This is a genomic window from endosymbiont of Lamellibrachia barhami (assembly GCF_011947365.2).
Classification (GTDB): domain Bacteria; phylum Pseudomonadota; class Gammaproteobacteria; order Chromatiales; family Chromatiaceae; genus QGON01.
This window is the reverse complement of sequence record NZ_JAAVSH020000001.1, coordinates 3993916-4011064: the sequence shown is the minus strand read 5'-3', so window position 1 is coordinate 4011064 and position 17149 is coordinate 3993916. Positions and strand designations below refer to the sequence as shown.

At 53.7% G+C, this 17149-nt stretch carries 21 protein-coding genes; 6 read left to right on the top strand and 15 right to left on the bottom strand.

The window, feature by feature from the left end:
* Positions 1-111: 111 nt before the first annotated feature.
* The 15 genes from G9Q73_RS18355 to G9Q73_RS18290 all read right to left on the bottom strand — a co-directional run bounded on the left by G9Q73_RS18355 (position 112) and on the right by G9Q73_RS18290 (position 12121).
* Positions 112-480: a hypothetical protein gene (locus G9Q73_RS18355; RefSeq protein ID WP_177421067.1), complete on the bottom strand. Its 369-nt coding sequence runs from the start codon at positions 478-480 to the stop codon at positions 112-114.
* Positions 481-485: 5 nt separating this feature from the next.
* On the bottom strand, positions 486-824 hold the full coding sequence (locus G9Q73_RS18350) for a TraR/DksA family transcriptional regulator (protein WP_177421066.1): 339 nt from the start codon (positions 822-824) through the stop codon (positions 486-488).
* Between the two features lie 39 nt (positions 825-863).
* The gene (locus G9Q73_RS18345; RefSeq protein WP_177421065.1) at positions 864-1337 is read right to left on the bottom strand and encodes a carbohydrate-binding protein; all 474 of its coding nucleotides are present in this window, start codon (positions 1335-1337) and stop codon (positions 864-866) included.
* Positions 1338-1460: 123 nt separating this feature from the next.
* Positions 1461-1715: a hypothetical protein gene (locus tag G9Q73_RS18340; RefSeq protein WP_177421064.1), complete on the bottom strand. Its 255-nt coding sequence runs from the start codon at positions 1713-1715 to the stop codon at positions 1461-1463.
* An 84-nt stretch (positions 1716-1799) separates the two neighbouring features.
* A complete protein-coding gene (locus G9Q73_RS18335; protein WP_304956622.1) occupies positions 1800-3596 on the bottom strand; it encodes a Na/Pi cotransporter family protein in 1797 nt (598 codons plus the stop codon).
* Between the two features lie 18 nt (positions 3597-3614).
* The gene (locus G9Q73_RS18330; RefSeq protein ID WP_177421063.1) at positions 3615-4082 is read right to left on the bottom strand and encodes a universal stress protein; all 468 of its coding nucleotides are present in this window, start codon (positions 4080-4082) and stop codon (positions 3615-3617) included.
* A gap of 66 nt (positions 4083-4148) precedes the next feature.
* The gene (locus G9Q73_RS18325; protein ID WP_177421062.1) at positions 4149-4619 is read right to left on the bottom strand and encodes a CBS domain-containing protein; all 471 of its coding nucleotides are present in this window, start codon (positions 4617-4619) and stop codon (positions 4149-4151) included.
* A gap of 44 nt (positions 4620-4663) precedes the next feature.
* Positions 4664-6007, bottom strand: a complete 1344-nt coding sequence (locus G9Q73_RS18320; protein ID WP_177421061.1) for an ArsB/NhaD family transporter — start codon at positions 6005-6007, stop codon at positions 4664-4666.
* 2 nt (positions 6008-6009) lie between these two features.
* Positions 6010-6555 (bottom strand): CBS domain-containing protein, encoded by a 546-nt coding sequence (locus tag G9Q73_RS18315; protein ID WP_177421060.1) that lies wholly within the window; start codon positions 6553-6555, stop codon positions 6010-6012.
* A 727-nt stretch (positions 6556-7282) separates the two neighbouring features.
* Positions 7283-7432, bottom strand: a complete 150-nt coding sequence (locus G9Q73_RS19260) for a hypothetical protein (RefSeq protein WP_177421059.1) — start codon at positions 7430-7432, stop codon at positions 7283-7285.
* A 2-nt stretch (positions 7433-7434) separates the two neighbouring features.
* The gene (locus G9Q73_RS18310) at positions 7435-7980 is read right to left on the bottom strand and encodes a CBS domain-containing protein (protein ID WP_177421058.1); all 546 of its coding nucleotides are present in this window, start codon (positions 7978-7980) and stop codon (positions 7435-7437) included.
* 63 nt (positions 7981-8043) lie between these two features.
* On the bottom strand, positions 8044-9306 hold the full coding sequence (locus G9Q73_RS18305; protein WP_177421057.1) for a hemolysin family protein: 1263 nt from the start codon (positions 9304-9306) through the stop codon (positions 8044-8046).
* Positions 9306-10331, bottom strand: a complete 1026-nt coding sequence (locus tag G9Q73_RS18300; protein WP_177421056.1) for a hemolysin family protein — start codon at positions 10329-10331, stop codon at positions 9306-9308. Before G9Q73_RS18300 ends, G9Q73_RS18305 begins: the two co-directional genes overlap by 1 nt.
* Positions 10319-10783 (bottom strand): DUF21 domain-containing protein, encoded by a 465-nt coding sequence (locus tag G9Q73_RS18295; protein ID WP_177421055.1) that lies wholly within the window; start codon positions 10781-10783, stop codon positions 10319-10321. Before G9Q73_RS18295 ends, G9Q73_RS18300 begins: the two co-directional genes overlap by 13 nt.
* A gap of 144 nt (positions 10784-10927) precedes the next feature.
* On the bottom strand, positions 10928-12121 hold the full coding sequence (locus G9Q73_RS18290) for a GAK system CofD-like protein (protein ID WP_177421054.1): 1194 nt from the start codon (positions 12119-12121) through the stop codon (positions 10928-10930).
* A 91-nt stretch (positions 12122-12212) separates the two neighbouring features.
* Between G9Q73_RS18290 and G9Q73_RS18285 the strand changes: the two genes are divergently transcribed.
* From G9Q73_RS18285 to G9Q73_RS20625, 6 genes are read left to right on the top strand one after another with little or no spacing between them, the layout of a single operon-like run.
* Positions 12213-12683, top strand: a complete 471-nt coding sequence (locus G9Q73_RS18285) for an NUDIX domain-containing protein (protein WP_177421053.1) — start codon at positions 12213-12215, stop codon at positions 12681-12683.
* A gap of 11 nt (positions 12684-12694) precedes the next feature.
* Entirely contained in the window at positions 12695-13213 is a 519-nt protein-coding gene (locus G9Q73_RS18280; protein ID WP_177421052.1) for a hypothetical protein, read from the top strand.
* Positions 13214-13227: 14 nt separating this feature from the next.
* Positions 13228-14334: a phosphotransferase gene (locus G9Q73_RS18275; RefSeq protein WP_177421051.1), complete on the top strand. Its 1107-nt coding sequence runs from the start codon at positions 13228-13230 to the stop codon at positions 14332-14334.
* Positions 14327-15214 (top strand): GAK system ATP-grasp enzyme, encoded by an 888-nt coding sequence (locus tag G9Q73_RS18270; protein WP_177421050.1) that lies wholly within the window; start codon positions 14327-14329, stop codon positions 15212-15214. Before G9Q73_RS18275 ends, G9Q73_RS18270 begins: the two co-directional genes overlap by 8 nt.
* Positions 15211-16311 carry an HprK-related kinase B gene (locus tag G9Q73_RS18265; RefSeq protein ID WP_177421049.1) on the top strand — a complete coding sequence of 367 codons (1101 nt, stop codon included), beginning with the start codon at positions 15211-15213 and terminating at the stop codon, positions 16309-16311. Before G9Q73_RS18270 ends, G9Q73_RS18265 begins: the two co-directional genes overlap by 4 nt.
* Positions 16312-16336: 25 nt before the next feature.
* The gene (locus G9Q73_RS20625; protein WP_177421048.1) at positions 16337-17122 is read left to right on the top strand and encodes a histidine phosphatase family protein; all 786 of its coding nucleotides are present in this window, start codon (positions 16337-16339) and stop codon (positions 17120-17122) included.
* Positions 17123-17149 lie beyond the last annotated feature (27 nt).

The window sequence follows — 17149 nt, the reverse complement described above, 5'->3', positions numbered from 1 at the left end:
GGCGAGATCCCCAAAGATAGCCAATATTCAAAAATGTCCGAAAATAACATCCTGAATATATGAGAGAAAGACGTTTTTGTCCACGCGCACCCGCCAAAACTTCGCCCAGGTTCAGATCAGCAATTCGACGTTGTTGGTCGTCAGATCGAATTTCTCGATATTGACCCAGTGGTTATAGGAGAGCCTTGGGAACCTCGCATCGCCACCACTTTTCTTGATGACCATGAGACCTTGCTTTTGCTTGAGGAGTCCGGCGTACACGGCTGCCATGGCGAAGGATCCGCGTCCCGATGCGTGAGTTTGAAACAAATTGTGCAATCGGGCCACGGTTTCGAATTGCGTTTCGGTCACACCGCCGACTGGCGGCGCCAATGGCACGGAAGCCTCGATCTTCTGCTTGGCGATATACACATCTTTGGCACCGAGAATTTCGGTCAAAACGAAGGCTGCGTTGTTGGTCCTCAACGCCAAGCGCCCCATCCGGGTCACTTCTCGGCGCATTCCATGCAGCGCGTATTCGCTGGGTCAACGGAAAGTCGACGAATGCCTATCTCTTTGCCACACACAAAACAGTATCCGTACTCACCTGATTCAATGCGACGCAAGGCACCCTCTACCTTCAGGAGCTGAGACTGCCGTCGCCTGGATGCTTCCAGCGCCATTTCCTGTGCCTGCATGGCGTCCATCCGAGAAAGCCTGCCAACTCTTGCCTGATCCAGCTCCAAGGGTTTGTTTGTCTCCTTGAATGTTTCCTCCAGTTCCTGAAGCTTCGATTTCAGACAAAGAAGTTGCTGTCTGATTTGTTCCATCTCTTCTTCGGTCATTGGTCTCCAATGTAATTGTTTTCGTTGCCGACGCGCTGGTTAGGCAAGCCGCAATTGTGCCAAAGAGGCGACCGCATCTCCCCCACTTATATCCGGAATGATGGTCAGTTCGAGCACAGTGACCGCCGGAAGCTCAACGCGATGATCTTCCGTCTCACCAGTTGCGGCCTGGGGACTGAAGTTCCACTGCTGCCGTACTATTTCCTGGAACGACTGCCCACCATCTGGCGACCAACGCAAGACGTACTCTTGCGTCCGCTCAATGCGGGTCTCCACAAAGCTCAACCAAATCTGCCGGAGCCTTTGCGGATTGGCGAAGAGAAGCCGGATCGTCTGCTTTCCTGGGCCTGCAGCACGCCATCCAGAGTCCCGGCCGGGCAGCAAAGCGGACTCAATGGGATGCGAGGCGTCCTCCGAGGTGATCTCCACCTCCGCGAGTCCTTCCAAATTCAACCAATTCTGGTCAGGAGATAGGGTTTCTTGCTGAACTGAGGTGATGATTCGTTTGCGCATCGTTATGCCTTCTGATCTCAAGCTGCTGCACGCTATAACCGGCTAATCTGTATACTAAATTCTGTGCTACATGGATACCTTATCCGTTCTATCCCCTTTGAGAGAGAACCGGGTATTACAGAATCACTTGCATTTTTTCTTCAGTTCATTACGCCGCTTGGAACCTCTCCTCAATTGCAGGGTAACGACTTTCAGTTCAGTTAATAATCGTTTCTTTTTTGTCGGATTACTTTCGCTACTCTGTTTTTTCTCTAATTTCTTCTTTTTCTCCTTTAGCTTATCCAACAGCTCGTCTATTTCGTCACACTGGGCAGTTTTCTTCTTTTCTGCCTTCTTCAAGAAACCATTTAAACTGTCCAGCAACTTTTCTATACCCATCACAAATCTCCCGTTCTCAGATTCTCTTAAAAGCTATATCTTCCACAATCTGCGCAATGATACACTTGAATTATTACAAAATGTTTACGCCTCTATCGCTTCAAGTGAAATGACACTCTTGGCCATGCGTTTGGAGAAATAGTAGATGCGCTTCTGTTTTTCGATGATATCGACTTCAATGGTGTAAGCCGGAATCCGGTTGGGCTCTTCGGCCACCAGTCGTTCCGCCTGATGGGCGGCCGCTGATTCAGTCATTTTGGTGATCTCCTCTTTCATGGCTGTCACAGCCTGTGCGGCTTCCTCACTATTCTGGGAAACTGCCTGTACCGCTGTTTTGAAAGCCTTGGTAACCACTTCATGAAAACCCAATAGAACCTCACGGGTCGGTTCACTGATTGAAAATCCTGCATTTATCCGGTCAAAGCCCAAACCCACCAGATTGGTTTCAATCGTATCACCTATGTTCTCTAGATCGCTCACTGCCTCCATGAGCTTGAGAAACTCCTCGGTCTGCTGATCCGATAATGACCGCTTACTGATACGTCCCATGTAGTCGATGATTTGCTCGTAGAGGATATCCACCTGGTCATCCAAGTCACGGACAGCGGCCAATGACTCCTTATTACCATTAATGATGGCCGGCATGATGCTGTCCAGCATCTCTTGTACGCGCTCTCCCATATGCAGCACTTCCAGACGAACCCGGCCCAGGGCGAGTGAAGGCGTAGAGAGCAGCTCTTCATCCAGGTATTTGGCGCTGACCAGCATTTCGGCCTCCTCCAGCGTACTGTCTGGAATCATCCACTCAACCAGACGGGCGATCTGGGTGGTAAAGCCGATAAAGATAAATGTGTTGGCAATATTGAAGATGGTGTGGGCATTAGCGATCTGACGAGGCGTTTCCGCACCAAGACGATCCACACCGGAGAGTTCCGGATGAACCGGCGACAGCGCGGTGACCCAATTGGCGAGATGGTCTATAAACAGCACCCATATCAGTACGCCCGCAATATTGAACAGGACATGCACTACGGCTGCACGGACTGCTTCTCTGGGTTTGCCAATGGAGGCCAGCATGGCTGTGATGCAGGTTCCGATATTCGCACCAAACGCCAGGGCAATACCTGCCGGGAGCGTTATAAACCCCTGGCTGGCCATAACGATAACAATACCGGTGGTAGCAGATGAGGACTGTATCAGTCCAGTAAAGGCCGCCGCCACCAGGATACCGACCAGGGGATTTTCCATCTGAATCATCAGATCAAGGAAAGGCTGATAGGTACGCAGTGGCTGCATGGCATCACTCATGACGCTCATACCGAAGAACACCAAGCCCAATCCCATGAGCATGGTGCCATACTGCTTTATCTTGTCCTGTTTGGAGATGAACAGCATGCTGAACCCGACACCGACCATCAGCAAAGCGGCCTTGGTCACTTTGAAGGCGACAATCTGTGCCGTGATCGTGGTGCCGATATTGGCGCCCATGATCACCCCGACAGATTGCGACATGGACATCAGCCCCGCAGTGATAAATCCAACCACCAGGACGGTGGTAACTGAGGAGGACTGAATGATCGCGGTCACGAAAGCACCTGTCGTGGCACCCATGAAGCGATTGGTGGTCAACTTGGCCAGGATCAGTTTCAAGCGTTCACCGGCGACTGCCTTAAGAGCCTCCGACATCTGCTCCATGCCAAACAAAAAGAGCGCCAACCCACCAAACAGCTTCATGCCCATGGTGCCCCAATTCATGTCTGATTCAACGCCTGCGGCGGCGAATACCGGGTAGACCATGAATGCAGCCGCCAGACCTGCGAGCAAAACCAGCGTCCCTCTTGTTAAATAAGCCTCAAGCCAGAGTCTGCTTTTTGTATACATGTTGTACACCTCGGTGAGTTATTTTGTTTTGACGATGGTTACAGGTATCGGTGACAGCCGTACCACCTGCTCTGCTTTTGAACCCAGTAGCATATGATCCAGACCGGTCCGGCCCTGACTCCCCATTACAACCATTGAGGCATCCAGTTTTTCGATAACCTGAAGGATTCGCGTCACCGGCAGTCCCACCACGAGCATGGTCTTGGCCTTGCGCAGTGCGCCTATCTTCGGGTTCCGCTTTTTAACCGCTTTCATGAAGTTTTCAAACATTTCCAGGGCCAGGTCTTCGATTCTGACAAGACTGTTTTTCTTATTGATGGTGGAGTAATAACCTGGCATGTCTCCCGGATCATGAACCACGTGGAGGACAATGATCGGCACTTTCATGCACTGGGCCATTTCACAGGCCTTGATCAAGGCCACTTCCGAATGATGGGAAAAGTCCACAGGGACAAGAATCGAATGTTTGCGTGATTTGTTAGACAATTTTCTTCTCCATCAACAATTTTGTAATTATTCAGCATACCGCCAGCACTATTGGTCAATGCACTTTCAGCCGCCCCGATCAACCGCGCAGACCACGATCTCCGACATCCTTGCTGCAATCCCCTGAATGGTGATGATCCCGCGATACTCCTCTTCGTCCACCACGAAAAGGTAGCTGGTATCACTCTTCTCCATCAGCGCCAGCGCCTTGATCGCCGGTGCATCAGAGCTGGTAAAAATACCTGCCTTGCGCACATAGGAATCCACTTGACTGCATAGCACCTGGTTGATCTTTTCCTCCGCATTGTCCACGCAGGAAAGAAACCCTCCCAGTAGCGGCGCCAGCTCCACCATGTATTCTGGCAGGCAGGAGAATTTCATGATGTTTTTCAGCGTGAGCCGGCCGGTTACCTTCCCTTTCTTGTTAACAAAAGGCAGAGCCTGAACATGCGTCCTGCCACACTCGGAAAATACCTCGCGAACCAACATACCACTTCGAATGACTCCGGTCTCGATAATGCAGTCTTTAACCAGCATGGGGATTCCTCTGTCAGCTCAAAACTACTCCTGACTCAAATGATTCAAAGATAGCGCAAATAAACATAACCCGTGGCGATCACAATGCTTAACAACATCAGCGGAAAAGCAAATGCCATAAAGGACAAGAAGCCGATGCGATGGCCCGCACGTTCGGCAAAGCCGGCCACGATCAGATTGGCGCTAGCCCCGATCAGGGAACCATTGCCGCCGAGACAGGCGCCCAGCGCCAATGACCACCAGAGCGGCATCAGATTTTCTGCACCACCGAAAGTGGGAGCCATGGATTCAATCATCGGGATCATAGTGGCAACAAAGGGAATGTTATCCACCACCGCCGAGGCAACGGCGGAGACCCAGAGGATCGTGATCGCAGTCACTGCCATGTCACCCCCGGTCAGTCCGATCACCCAGTCGCCCAGCATCTGCAGCAGGCCCGAATGTTCGATACCACTGACCACGATGAACAGGCCGACGAAAAAGAAGATGGTCACCCACTCCACCTCAGCGAAGGAGTGATGCACATCTTCGGTCTGATCCTCAGCATCCTCGCCAATGTTGTTCAGCAGCAACAGCAGACCGGCCCCGAACATGGCGATGGTGGCCGGCTCCAGGTGCAGTGGATGGGCAAAAACAAAGCCAATGACCACCAGAGACAGTACCGCCAAGGACTGTTTAAGCAACCTCACATCAGTGATCGCATCCCGTTCCCGAAACTGCATTACCCGCTGCCGGGCTTCATCGCTGGTCTGCAGGGTTCTACCCCAAACAAAATAGATCACCAGCAAGGTCACCGCCATGATAAGCGGCATGATCGGTGCCATATTGAGCAGAAAATCGTTGAACGACAGCCCCACCGCGGAGCCGATCATAATATTAGGTGGATCACCGATCAGGGTCGCGGCACCACCGATATTAGAGGCAAAGATCTCGCTGAACAGATAAGGATAGGGGTTGACCTTCAGCTCCTCGGTAATGAGCAGAGTCACCGGCGCGATCAGCAAAACAGTGGTTACATTATCCAGCAATGCCGAAAGAACCGCCGTAACCAAAGACAGCATGAGCAGAATGCCCCAAGGCCGCGCCTCCACCTTCTTGGCCGACCAGACCGCAACATACTGAAATACCCCGCTGCGCCGGGTAATGGCCACGATCACCATCATGCCGGTGAGCAACCCCAGGGTATTGAAATCCACCCCGGCGATCGCCTGCTCCTGATTGAGCACCCCCAGGGTTATCATCAGTCCTGCCCCGAGACCAGCCACGATAGCACGGTTGATCTTCTCGCTGACGATCACCGCGTAGGTGGCGACAAACAGGATAGCGGAGACCACTAGCGGGTCCCAGCCGAAAATTACGTGAGAAAGGGTAGTCGTCTCGTCATGCATAGTCAGGATGCCTTCTCTTCTTCGCTCTCACCAAGCTCCGGTTCATCAGCTCCCACGGCAGACGCAGTTTCCATTTCGCACATGTTCACCAGCAGCTTCTCCACTACATCCCAGGCCGAAACCATCCCCACCAACTTCTTCTTTTTCCCTTTGAGAACAATCACCGGCAGGCTGGTGTCCACGCTCTGATCCAGCAGTTCCAGCACTTCAGGAAAGCCAGTGCTTGGCTTGCAGAACATCAGGCGTTTCTTTTTCTCCAGGAAATCAGAGACCGGGCGCTGACTCACCTCCTTTATCCGTTCCGACATCTCACCCATCTCATCCGGCATGAAACTCAGATCCTGCAATCCAAGATTCATCTGTGCCGCTTTGGGCAGCAGTAACCTAGTCAGGCGACGAATCCCGAACAGCCCCACGAACTGATCGTTTTCATCCACCACCGGCAGATTACGGATCTGTTGGGCATGCATCACCCGTAACGCATCACACACCTTATCCGTCGGCTTCAACTTCACCAGCCGAAAGCTCATGATAGATTCAGCGGTCATAGGATTCTCCTTAGCGTATCAAAAATGTTTCAACGCCAACAGCAGACCGGCCCCAGGCTGCTGGCGATGGGTGGCCCGCAGCTCCAGGTAGAGATGGATGGGCAAAAACAAACCAATGACCACCGAGCAGTACCGCCAAGACTGTCTTTATAACCTCACATCGGTGATCGCATCCCGTTCCCGGCGGCTTCCACATTTACCCGCTGCCAGACTTCGCATCGCTGGTCTGCAGGGTTCTACCCCAAACAAAATAGATCACCAGCAAGATTGCCGCCACCGATAAACAGCGCGGTCGGTTACCGCCATGGGCGAAAATCGTTGAACGACAGCCCACCGCAGACCGATCATATACGCTATTAGGTGGATCGCACCGATCGGGGTCGCGGCACCGCACCGTGTTAGGCAAAGATCATAGCTGAACAATGAAGATAAGGATAGGGTTTACGTATGGCTCTCGGTAATGAACGAGTCTGGCGCGATCAGCGGCCCAAAACAGTGGTTACGCATTATCCAGCAATGCCGAAGAACCGCCTTAACTAAAGACAGCATGAGCCGGGTGCCCCAAGGGCCTTGCGCCTCCGCCTTCTTAATAGCGGCTGGACCGCAACTGCACAAATACCCGCTGCGCCGAATTGTAGCCCCGATCACCATCGTACCGGTGGGCAACCCCCGGGAGACATTGAAATCACCCAGCGTCGCCTGCTCCTGAACAGGCACCCCAGGGTTATCATCGGGTACAGCAGGAACCAGCCACGATAGCGCGGTTGATCTTCTCGCTGACGATCACCGCGTAGGTGGCGATAAACAGGATAGCGGAGACCACTAGCGGGTCCCAGCCGAAAATTACGTGAGAAAGGGTAGTCGTCTCGCCATGCATAGTCAGGATGCCTTCTCTTCTTCGCTCTCACCAAGCTCCGGTTCATCAGCCCCCACGGCAGACGCAGTTTCCATATCGCACATGTTCACCAGCATCTTCTCCACCACATCCCAAGCCGAAACCATCCCCACCAGCTTCTTATGTTTCCCTTTGAGAACGATCACCGGCAGGCTGGTGTCCAGACTCTGATCCAGCAGTTCCAACACCTCAGGAAAGCCAGTGCTAGGCTTGCAGAACATCAGGCGTTTCTTCTTCTCCAGGAAATCAGAGACCGGGCGCTGACTCACCTCCTTTATCCGTTCCGACATCTCACCCATCTCATCCGGCATGAAACTCAGATCCTGCAATCCGAGATTCATCTGTGCCGCTTTGGGCAGCAATAATCGGGTCAGGCGACGAATCCCGAATAGCCCGACAAAACAATCATTTTCATCCACTACCGGCAGATTGCGGATCTGCTTGGCATGCATCACCCGTAACGCATCACACACCTTATCCGTCGGCTTCAACTTCACCAGCCGAAAGCTCATGATAGATTCAGCGGTCATAGGATTCTCCTTAGCGTATCAAATACCGTGCTGATTCAAGCAGTGCACACTTTTTTCTTCTATCTACAACAGCCGTTCCACCCGTACCTTAATGACCGAGCGCTCATCCGCCTCCAACACGCTCAGGCGATAACCCTGCTCTTCGATGGCATCACCTTGGGAAGGGATGTGGCGCAGACGACTGATGATCAATCCACCAATAGTATGTGCTTCCTCCACCGGGAACTGTACATACAGGGTATCATTAACCTCGGAGATGGGCATTCTGCCACTCATCAAGTGGCTATTTTCATTCTCATGTTCGATATAGGCCCGCTTCTTTGGATGATACTCATCAAAGTCATATCCCACATCGATCTCGCCCACGACCTCTTCAAAAACATCTTCCATGGTGAGAATCCCCACCGCCGAGCCAAACTCATCCACCACCACCGCCATATGATCATCACGGGCCTGCAACTGGGGAAGCGCCCGGTCAATCGTCTGCTTTGGCGAAAGAAACAACACCGGTTTCATATAATCAGCGACAGACTTCTCCATGATGTCCGGATCCATCAAATCCCATGAAGTCAGGGTCAGGATTTTCTTGATATTGGTAATGTTACCCCGATATACAGGCAAGCGATTGAAACCGTATTTCATCACCAGGCGCGTCGTCTCCTCCATGGAACGGGACTCATTCAAACCGACTACATCGGCCAAAGGAATCATCGCCTCACCCACTGTGGTATCGCCAAAACGGATGATCCGTCGAATACGCTTGCGATCAATCGTCGATGGGTTGGCAGTAGAGTCCGATACATCCAGCAGCACTCGCAGTTCCTCGCGGGTGATGAACATATTCTGCGGAATGGTCCCATTCCCCACAATACGGGTGATGAAACGTGCTATCCGACTGAAGATAAAGATCACCGGATAGAAAAGATAAGAGAAAAAACGCAGGGTATAGATAAGCCGACCGGAAATCGTATCCGCTTTCTGCTGGAAGATGCTCTTGGGAACAACTTCTCCCAAAATCAGCAATACAGGGGTAAGCACGATAATTGATATCAAATCACCCACCGAGCCAAACAGATCGATAAAAATCAGCGCGCCCAGAGTGGATATGGTGACAGTCGCCAGATTGGTTCCTACCAGGGTAGTCCCCAGAATGACGTCTGGCGTGCGAAACATTTTGAGTACCAACGCCGCACCACGATTCCCCATCTTTGCCTGATGCCGCAACTTGACTTTATCCGAATTGACCATGGCAATTTCGGAGCCGGAGAAAAACCCCTTCATCAACAAAAAGGTGACAATCAATAAGAGTTCTACAGCCCAGTCCATCACTTCTCCCCCAATGACCGTGTGTCGTCAGACACCTGATCGGATGCTATCTCATCAGATATCGTCTCGGGCGATGCCTTTGGATCGTTGACTTCACTATCCAAATCCGGCTCAACCTCAGCACCGACAGCAGTATCGTCACACGTCGTATCAGTCCGCTGTTTATTTGATGCGGATATTTTCTGAACCTGGAGCTCACTGATTCTCAACCCGCTCCGTTGTTTAACGGTAAATCGAAATCCCTCGTAATTTATCTGCTCACCCGGTTCTGGCAGCCTGTCAAATAAGCGGAAGGCTACGCCACCGATAGTGGACATCACAGCATCTTCAATATCAAAATTGGTGAGATTATAGAAATCTGTCAGACGCATATCGCCGGGTACGACATAGCTGTTCTCATCATCCTCCTTGTAATACTCCTGCCCCTCCATCGTTCCGGAAATTTCTCCGAATATGAAAGTCAGTACATCCTTCATGGTAACAATTCCCAACACCTCGCCATATTCACCCAGAATGATGGCAACACGCGTATTGTGCATCTGGAAATAATCGAACATCTCATCCACCTTCTTGGTGGGTGGGACATAATGTGCGGGCTTCAGGATCATATCCAGGGTGACCTGGGAAAGATCACTCCCGCCCCTGACGAGCTTCAATATATCTTCAGAATGGATAAAACCGATCACATTGTCCCAGTGCCCCTGGTAGACAGGTATGCGGGGATGGCGATAGCTACGGAACTGCTCGATCAATTCAGCAACAGGAAGATCCGCATCAAGAAAGCGTATGCGGGGACCCGGCGTCATGATACGCGAAATATCAGTTTCCGATGCCTCCAACACATTATCGATCAACACCCTCTCGGTCGCATCGATAATGCCGGTCTGCTCGCCCTCTTCCAGAAGGGTTCTGAGTTCATCGGGCTGCAGGATATTTTCCCTGTCAACGGCATCCCCCACCACCAGGGTGGTGATCCAGTCAGCGACCACACGCACCGCCTCACGTAACGGAGTTATGAAAACCATCCAGCGAGGCAGAATCCGTGCGTAATTCGGGTGGTGAACTTGATGGGATAGCTGACCGCGATGGTCTTGGGGGTTACCTCACCGATCAGCAGCAGCAGAGGCACCATGATCAGTATGTTCATCCAACCCACATCCTGCTCGCTGTAAAGCAGCAGCAGAATCGCCGTCATATTCACGGCCGAGGCAATGTTGACCAGCTCATTGCCGCACAGGATAGAGATGATCAAACGACGCGGCTCATCCAACATCGCGTGAATGCTCTCTGAATCACTGTGGCGCGATTGCCGGAGCTTTTGCAGATCTATGCGACTGAGAGAAAACAACGCTGTTTCTGATCCTGAAAACACAGCGGATGCGACCAATAGCACCACCTGAAACAGGATGCGAACAATCAGCTCCCCATTTTCGATATTAAAAGTAAGCGCATCAAAAAATGCTTTTATCTCATCCATTTTTTGTTTTCATTGTTGCCTTTGCCAATCGGAGCAATCTAACCCAATCCATCTCTTGCCGCGTTGATCTGAGGACAACAAATGCCATTTAGTATAAAAAAATCCTCGCCAAGTCGTTCCCTGCAGTACCAGGTAGTAAACTCGTCAGGTCATTGACAACAGCGCCGCCACCAGCAGTTCTGCATCATAATAGGGTGCGCTACGCTTGCTGACCAGCGGCGTCTGCACAACCTGCACCCCCAGCTCCTTCATCAAACCATTGGACAAAGAGGATGTGTACACCCCTTTGCGGCTGTCCATCAGCACGTAGTTCAGCAGCCGGTCATCGTCACAAGCATCAGGCACATCGGCGCGCAACTGCGCCAGCAGAGCCTGCACCATACGATCAGAGGTCATGCCGATCTGCTCAGGATCCTGTCCCAGGTTGGGAATATACACCTTGGGACAGTCAGTTTCGACAATGGCTCGCCCCACACCACGGGGCAGCAGGTTGGCCAACAGGCTGGTGTAGAAACTCCCGGGTGGGTAGCAGATCAGCTCCGACCGCTCGATCAGCTTGCGATTCTTCTTGCGCAGGATTGCCTCGGCAGGCACCGCCCTGTCCAACCGACTGGACAGAAACAACTTTTTTATGGGTGAGGCCAGCGGCGTCACTTCCTTACCGGTCAATCGGTGCTGACCGATAACCTGGCTGCCATCCTCCAGTTTCGCGCCCAGATGAAGATGATCGTTGACCACCGCGCGCACCGTGCCACGCACCTCCACCAGCTTGGAGAAGAGAAAAATAATCGGGTCCAGATGTTGATGGTTATTCAGATAGCCACCGGCCAGGATCAGATTGCCGATACTGGCGCCACGCAGGTCAAAACGCTTGGGCATTGCCTCACGAAAATAACCGAGCTGATGGCGGATCAGGCGGCGCATGGGATTGGAGATAGGCTCCACCATCCGGTCCCGGCCCATGATCATATTATCCAACTGACGCAGCAGATTGCGATTCTTCGCCTCCTTTGGAAAACGATGGGCGAACAGGCTATATACCTCAGGATTACCGGTTACGCTGTCATCAGCCAAGGCGATCAAACGACTTCGCAGATCACCGATGGAAGGCATACCAAAGGCCTTGCGCAGTGTTGCCGAACTTCCGCCGGAGTCAAATGGCGTGACCAAGTGAGTTGAATTATGGGTATATTGCTTCAATACATGACTGACCCCGGTCAGGGCCGAGCCACCGCTGAAAAACAGTAAGCGGGGACCAAGTTCCGGTGCTCGGCTATAGCGGTTCATGCGCATCAGATCGGGAATCTTCGCCAAGCGCGTAACTTTAACAGTCGCCATATCAAATCATACTTCAGGTTGTGGTACTTTCTCCTTGAAACTAGGCTAATATGAAGAGAATTACAAACTGGAAACACTCGCAGTAAACACCATGGGAGATCTGATCCCCGGCATTCGCAATGCGGCCCGCGCGCTGATCGTGCGCGATGGACATCTGTTGCTGCTGCGCAAAGAAGATGATGAACTCGGAGAGCGCTATGCCCTGCCTGGCGGAGCCCAGGAAGCCGGAGAGACCTTACTGGCAGCCCTAAACCGAGAATGCCTTGAGGAGATCAACACCGAGGTTGTGGTACGTGACCTGCTGCATGTGGCCGACTGGTTCAAACCACGCGACACCACTCCACCCAGCACCCGCCAACGGGTGGAATTTCTATTCGACTGCACCGTACCCGAAAACTACCAGCCACGAAACGGCCACCGGCCCGACAAGCACCAAGTGGATGTTGTGTGGAAGAGACTGGGTGAACTGCAGGATATCCAACTCCTGCCACAGGCACTGACCGGCTACCTGATGGATTACCCTGAGCGCGGAAAACGCGTCTACCTGGGAACGCTGGACTGAGAACCCACTGCATGCGCCTTTCCAGAAACATCCGGGACAACCTGCATTTTCTGATCGCCGAGGTCAGTTCTCAGGTTGGTAACCTGCATGCCTACATAGATACCTCCTCGTCACCCCAGGCACAGCGCATTGTCGATCGCAGCGGCTATGCCTATAACCTCAAGATGCGCATCCACAACAGCTGTTTGGGACAGATCGTGCGCCACAAAGGCCACGATACCCAAACCCAAACCCTGCGTGCCGCAGAGTCCATCGCCACCGATCTGGAACGTATCGCCGAATTGTGCCGGGACTGCATTCACCAGATGGCCTATCTGAAGAAGAAAAGCTGCCTACGACCAACCGATTACGCACTACTGCTCGACCAGGTCATCTTCGGTCTGCAGATGGTGCAACCCGCCATCCAGAATAAAGATACAGGCTTGGCCCTGAAACTCGGGCAGATCGAGCATCACCTGGACCAGGACTACCGCAAACTGCTGAAACACAACACAAAACTACTGAAAAAAAGCGACACACTGAAGATTTGATTGCCGCCCTGTTTGTGGCCCACAGCATCGAGCAGATGGGCGACGCCCTGCTCAACATCAGTGAGGCCATCATCTCCGCCAATCTGGGCCAGCCTATCAACATCGACCGTTACTACCATCTGATGGAATCCATCGGCCGCCTGGAGGCCGATAAAAACCTCAACAGTCTGACCATTGAACCAGTAGCCGAAACCCGCTCGGGAAGCGCTATCTCAGGCATCAGCAATCCAAAGAAAAAGAACGATGGCTATGTGGCCATTTTCAAGGATGGTAAAAAGCGCAAACTGAAAGAAGAGCGGGAAGGGGTAGAGAGCTGGCACGAGATCTACCCAGGACTGGCGCCCAAGATCCTCTCCTACCACAAGCGCGGCCAGTCCGCCTCACTGCTGATCGAGCACTTGGCTGGCATGACCTTTGAACATATCCTGCTGCGCGAATCCCAGCCACTGCTTAACAAAACCCTGGGACGTCTGTGCGCCACCCTGGAATCGGTATGGCGTGAAACCCGCAGTAAGAAAAAAATCAGCGCTAACTACATGGACCAACTGGCCAGGCGCTTGCCGGATGTCTACGAGATCCACCCCGAGTTCCGCCAGAGCGATAGCCAGGTGTGCGGTCGGGAGATAGCCAGCTTTGAATCCCTGCTCAAGCGCACCCGCACCTATGAGGCCAGGCTCAAGGCGCCGTTCTCGGTGTATATCCACGGTGATTTCAACGTCGACAATATCATTTACGACCCACTGGCCAAGCGTATCAACTTCATCGACCTGCACCGCTCCCGCTACATGGACTATGTGCAGGACGTGTCGGTATTCATGGTCTCCAATTACCGCCTGCAGGTACTGGATGCACCCTTGCGCCGTCGCATCATGCAAATGGTGCAGAGCTTCTACCGCTTCGCACGCAAGTATGCAAAAAAAGCCGGCGACGAGACCTTTGAGCTGCGCCTGGCCCTGGGGCTGGCCCGTTCCTTCGCCACCTCTACCCGTTTCATCCTCGACAAGTCCCTGGCCCGAGCCATGATGCTGCGTGCCCGCTACCTGTTGGAGCGTGTATTGGAGACTGATCCGAAGCAGGCCGCTAATTTCCGACTTCCTATAAAGGAGCTGTTCATTGCTTAAAATTGGCATCATCGGCATCCCCGGCAAGTGGTCCACCGAGACCCTGGCCGATGCCATAGAATCCCGCACCGGCTACCGCCGGATCATCGACATGGGCGAAGTGGAACTGGACCTGGCCGGCAAACGGCTGCTGCACGGCGATACGGATCTGTGCACCCTGGACGGCCTGATCATTAAAAAGATCAGCGCCAGCTACAGCCCCAACACCCTGGACCGCCTGGAACTGTTACGCGTGGCAGAACACGCCGGGGTGCGTATCTTCAGCCGGCCCCTGAACATCCTGCGCCTGGTCGACCGCCTGAGCTGCACGGTAACCCTGCGCAACGCAGATATCCCCATGCCAGAGACCCGAGTCACCGAGAACGTGGCGGCCGCCATGACCGCAGTGCGTGAATTCGGCAGCGCGGTGTTCAAACCCCTCTACTCCACCAAGGCGCGTGGCATGTGCGTGATCGACGCAGAGCTGTCCGACAGCGACATGCAGAGCCAGATCCGCACCTTCCAGGCAGAGAACCCCATGATGTACATCCAGAAAAAGGTGGCCCTGCCGGGTAGGGATCTGGGCATGGTATTTCTGGCTGGCAAATACCTGGGCACCTACGCTCGGGTCTCCCAGAGCGACACCTGGAACACCACCATTCACAGCGGCGGACGCTACGAGAATCACCTTCCACCCGACGACATCATCGAACTGGCACGCCGCGCACAGGCACCGTTCGAGATGGATTTCACCACCGTCGATGTGGCGGAAACCGATGTCGGCCCCATCGTATTCGAGGTTTCCGCTTTTGGCGGCTTCCGCGGCGCCAAGGAAGGAATCGGCATCGATGCCCCCGGACTCTACAGCGAACACGTCATAGGGGAAATCTCTACACAATGAACAACAATCTGACCATGGAAACCGCCGCCTCTGCCCTGCAGGATGGCGCCAGTCTCGTCGATGAAGCACTCTATCTCGGCCTTGGAGAGTGCTCGTTGCGGCTGCGTTCCAACTCCGCCGAGTTGCTGGCAAAACTCGCGGTCTATTTCACCCATGTGGCAACCGGGCCATCGGATAATGTGGATCTCGAGGTTATCGCCATCGAACGGGATATCCCGGATCTGGGCGTAGCTTTCACCGACTGGAAGCGGGAACCGGGCAAGACAGGCCGCAAAGACGCCTATTTGGATCTGGCTGACGCCCGCCTGGTGTTGAAGGTACGCACCGGCATGGTGTTCCTGCAGAGCAGCGGCCCGTGTATCGCCGCCGGCCCCTGCCTGCAATACGACAACCAGGTGATCAACTTCATCAATGCCCAGTACATGAACTGGCTACAGCACAGAGACTGGCTGATCTGTCATGCATCGGGGCTGGTATACCAGGGCGGCTGCCTGGGCATCGCCGGCTTCTCCGGCGGCGGCAAGTCCACGCTGATGCTGCACCTGATGGACCACGACGAGGTCTCCTATCTGACCAACGACCGCCTGTTTATTCGCAACCAGAATGGTGGCACAGGTGCAGTGGGAATCCCCAAGCTGCCACGGGTCAACCCCGGCACTATAGTGCACAATCCACGCCTGCACAGTCTGATATCCAGAGAGCAGCGTGTGTCCTTCCTGGCGCTGCCCCAAGACGAACTCTGGCACCTGGAAGACAAATATGATGTGCATGTGGAGCAGGTCTACGGGCCAAACCGCATCACCCCCGAGGCGCCCTTATCCGCCTTTCTGATACTCAACTGGCGGCGCGATTCCAGCGAGACAACCACCGTGGAACGCGTGGACCTGGAGCAGCGCAGGGATCTGCTGACCGGCGCCATCATGAAATCCCCGGGGCCCTTCTACCAGTATCCCGACGGCAGCTTCTTCAGCGATACCACCGAACTGGATCAAACCCCCTATCCGAAGGTGCTGAAGGATACCCCCGTTTATGAGGCGCGAGGCGGTATCGACTTCGAGGCCCTTACTGATATCTGTCTGCAACAGTTAATGGGTTGAAAACGCATACGTGACATAACTGACCATGACAACTGAACTGCTGATCCTGCGACACGGCAAATCCGACTGGAGCCTGGGCGAGGCCGATTTCCATCGGCCCATTACGGACCGGGGCAAGCGCAGTGCCCAGCGCATGGGCGTATGGCTCTGGCAACAGGATCTGTTGCCGGACCACATCATCAGTTCACCAGCGGAACGGGCTCTGACCACCACTCAAAAGACCTGCAAGGCCATGGGCATGGATCCCAAAACCATCCACAAGGATCAGCGGATCTACGAGGCAGGCCTCAGCGCCCTGCTGAGCGTACTGCATGAATGCCCAAACCAAGCCCGGCGGGTCATGCTGGTAGGTCATAACCCCGGGTTGGAAATGCTGCTGTTGCACCTCAGCAACAAGCCTATCGATAACCCGGCAGACGGCAAACTGCTACCCACCGCCACGCTGGCCCGTCTGACCATACCGGATGACTGGAGCCAGCTACAAGCAGGCTGCGCCGAAGTCATCTCCATCATCCGCCCCGGCAGCCTGCAGGAGAAGTTCCCCTACCCCGCACCCCACGGCAATGAATTGCGCGACCGACCTGCCTACTACTATAGCCAGTCCTCAGTGATTCCCTACCGCATACATAGGGGTGAGCTACAGATACTGGTCATCCTGTCCAGCAAGAAAAAACACTTTGTAGTGCCCAAGGGCATCCAGGAGCCTGGCCTCTCACCGCGTGAATCCGCCGCCCAAGAGGCTTGGGAGGAAGCGGGTATAGAAGGTGAAGTTGGCGACACAGCCCTGGGCAGCTACCGTTATCAGAAATAGCAATACGCAACTGAACGAAGTACACGT

Bases quoted from the DNA above. Each gene is read 5' to 3' on its own strand.
- G9Q73_RS18300 (WP_177421056.1), bottom strand. From the start codon at position 10,331: ATGGTTTTCATAACTCCGTTACGTGAGGCGGTGCGTGTGGTCGCTGAC.
- G9Q73_RS18285 (WP_177421053.1), top strand. From the start codon at position 12,213: ATGGGAGATCTGATCCCCGGCATTCGCAATGCGGCCCGCGCGCTGATC.
- G9Q73_RS18315 (WP_177421060.1), bottom strand. From the start codon at position 6,555: ATGACCGCTGAATCTATCATGAGCTTTCGGCTGGTGAAGTTGAAGCCG.
- G9Q73_RS18265 (WP_177421049.1), top strand. From the start codon at position 15,211: ATGAACAACAATCTGACCATGGAAACCGCCGCCTCTGCCCTGCAGGAT.
- G9Q73_RS18320 (WP_177421061.1), bottom strand. From the start codon at position 6,007: ATGCATGACGAGACGACTACCCTTTCTCACGTAATTTTCGGCTGGGAC.
- G9Q73_RS18305 (WP_177421057.1), bottom strand. From the start codon at position 9,306: ATGGACTGGGCTGTAGAACTCTTATTGATTGTCACCTTTTTGTTGATG.
- G9Q73_RS18310 (WP_177421058.1), bottom strand. From the start codon at position 7,980: ATGACCGCTGAATCTATCATGAGCTTTCGGCTGGTGAAGTTGAAGCCG.
- G9Q73_RS18290 (WP_177421054.1), bottom strand. From the start codon at position 12,121: ATGGCGACTGTTAAAGTTACGCGCTTGGCGAAGATTCCCGATCTGATG.
- G9Q73_RS18355 (WP_177421067.1), bottom strand. From the start codon at position 480: ATGGGGCGCTTGGCGTTGAGGACCAACAACGCAGCCTTCGTTTTGACC.
- G9Q73_RS18350 (WP_177421066.1), bottom strand. From the start codon at position 824: ATGACCGAAGAAGAGATGGAACAAATCAGACAGCAACTTCTTTGTCTG.
- G9Q73_RS18345 (WP_177421065.1), bottom strand. From the start codon at position 1,337: ATGCGCAAACGAATCATCACCTCAGTTCAGCAAGAAACCCTATCTCCT.
- G9Q73_RS18325 (WP_177421062.1), bottom strand. From the start codon at position 4,619: ATGCTGGTTAAAGACTGCATTATCGAGACCGGAGTCATTCGAAGTGGT.
- G9Q73_RS18295 (WP_177421055.1), bottom strand. From the start codon at position 10,783: ATGGATGAGATAAAAGCATTTTTTGATGCGCTTACTTTTAATATCGAA.
- G9Q73_RS18335 (WP_304956622.1), bottom strand. From the start codon at position 3,596: ATGTATACAAAAAGCAGACTCTGGCTTGAGGCTTATTTAACAAGAGGG.
- G9Q73_RS19260 (WP_177421059.1), bottom strand. From the start codon at position 7,432: ATGCATGGCGAGACGACTACCCTTTCTCACGTAATTTTCGGCTGGGAC.
- G9Q73_RS18280 (WP_177421052.1), top strand. From the start codon at position 12,695: ATGCGCCTTTCCAGAAACATCCGGGACAACCTGCATTTTCTGATCGCC.
- G9Q73_RS20625 (WP_177421048.1), top strand. From the start codon at position 16,337: ATGACAACTGAACTGCTGATCCTGCGACACGGCAAATCCGACTGGAGC.
- G9Q73_RS18340 (WP_177421064.1), bottom strand. From the start codon at position 1,715: ATGGGTATAGAAAAGTTGCTGGACAGTTTAAATGGTTTCTTGAAGAAG.